Source organism: Polaromonas sp. (genome assembly GCF_031411155.1).
Classification (GTDB): domain Bacteria; phylum Pseudomonadota; class Gammaproteobacteria; order Burkholderiales; family Burkholderiaceae_C; genus Polaromonas.
In genome coordinates this window covers 1-1997 of record NZ_JANOAL010000290.1, presented here as the reverse complement: position 1 = coordinate 1997, position 1997 = coordinate 1, and the positions used below count along the sequence as shown (strand labels likewise).

2 protein-coding genes are annotated in these 1997 nt (G+C 64.2%); both read left to right on the top strand.

What is annotated here, in order from left to right:
* A partial coding sequence (locus RMO23_RS17085; RefSeq protein WP_309683937.1) for a mannonate dehydratase occupies positions 1-943 on the top strand: 943 nt, incomplete at its 5' end.
* 209 nt (positions 944-1152) lie between these two features.
* A partial coding sequence (locus tag RMO23_RS17080; protein WP_405041622.1) for a mandelate racemase/muconate lactonizing enzyme family protein occupies positions 1153-1997 on the top strand: 845 nt, incomplete at its 3' end.

Genomic DNA, 1997 nt, shown 5'->3' with positions numbered 1-1997 from the left:
GCTGCGCGCTTACCGCGAATGGGTCGAGGGTTTTGGCCTGAAGATAGACCTGTTTGCGCTCGACGTGGGTGCCATCCTGCTGGACTTTCTGACCGACGAAGCCAGCGCCCGGCGCCAGGCCCAGGTGCTGCAGCAAAACATCCAGATCGCGGCCGACGCCGGCCTGACGGCGCTCAAGTACAACGTGCAGATGGTGGGCATTACCCGCACCGGCCTGCGGCCCGGGCGCGGCGGCGTGCAGTACTCGGGCTTCAAGCTGGCCGCTTACACGCCCGAGGCTGACCGCCAGCATTCTTACTGGGGCGTAGGCTACCCGACCAATCAGCAGGAGGGGGGCGCCGCATCGGGCCTGCTCTGCGGCCAGAAACTGGCCAAAGAAGTGCCGCCAGTGACCGAAGCAGCCGGCTGGCGCGCGATTGAGTTTCTGGTGGCCAGCCTGGTGCCGGCGGCCGAAAAAGCCGGCATCAAGCTCGCCTGCCACCCGCACGACCCGGCCTACCCGATAGGCGGGCTCAACGGTGTCGAGCATGTGCTGGGCTCCATCGAAGGCCTGCGCCGGTTTGTTGCGCTCAGTGACAGCCCCGCGCACGGGCTGAACTTTTGCCAGGGCACGGTGGCGGAGATGGCGACCGAGCCGCATGCCTATGTCATTCGCGCGATTGAAGAGTTTGCGCCGCGCATCTTCATGGTCCATTTCCGCAACATCAAGGGCGGCTACCTCGACTTTGCCGAGGTTTTCCCGGACGAGGGCGATGTGGACATGAACGAGGCCATCAAGGCCTACCAGCGCTGCGGCTACGCCGGCATTTTGTGCCCCGACCATGTACCGCTGTCCGAGCTGGACCCGAACCGCGAACGCTTCATGGCGTTTGCGCTGGGCTACACGCGCGGCCTGTTGCAGGCGGCGGGCTACCGGCCCAAAATCACGGCACTGCAAAACTGAGTTTGAACCGGCCTTGAACCGGCCCCAGCAGACATTGAAATGACAAATCGCCGTCTGGCCCCCGGTTTCATTGCCCCGACAGCTATTAATTTAATAGCATGCAGCGGGGCCGGCGCAGACCCCGAGCGACCACCCGAGCAAGGCATCAAGTCCGGGTAAGCCGCCCCCGCGTCATCCCGATTGTTCAACCGCCCCCAAAAAAGGAAGCCATTTTGAAAACCGAAGCAAGCGCCAGCGCCGACCGCATTGAATGGGTCAAGGTCTCCCTGGTCTACCTGCCGCTGGCCGCGCCCATCAGCGACGCCAAGGTGCTGACCGGCCGCCAGAAACCGCTGACCGAGATCGCCTTCATCTTTGCCGAGATCAAAAGCCGCGATGGCTTTGACGGCATTGGCTTTGGCTACAGCAAGCGCGCCGGTGGCCCCGGCATGTATGCGCATGCGAAAGAGATCGCGCCCAACCTGCTGGGCGAAGACCCGAGCGACATCGCCCGCCTGTGGGACAAGCTGATGTGGGCCGGCGCTTCCATGGGCCGCAGCGGGCTCACCTCGCAGGCCATTGCCCCGTTTGACATTGCGCTGTGGGACCTCAAAGCCAAGCGCGCCGGCCTGCCGCTGGCCAAGCTGCTGGGCGCGCACCGTGACAGCGTGCAGTGCTACAACACCTCGGGCGGCTACCTGTCGATGCCGATTGAGGAGGTGCTGAAAAACGTAGCCGCGATTCGTGCCAAGGGCATAGGCGGCATCAAGATCAAGGTCGGCCAGCCCGATTTGCCGACCGACTTGAAGCGCGTCAAGGCTGTGCGCGAACTGCTGGGCGAAGGCTTTCCGCTGATGGTGGACGCCAACCAGCAATGGGACCGGCCCAAGGCCCAGCGCGCCTGCCGCGCCTTTGAGCCCTTCGAGCTGACCTGGATCGAAGAGCCGCTGGACGCCTACGACTTGGAAGGCCACGCCGCGCTGGCGGCCAGCCTGGACACACCGATTGCCACCGGCGAAATGCTGACCAGCTTTGGCGAGCATGCGCAGCTGATCATGGGCAACAGCAGCGACTT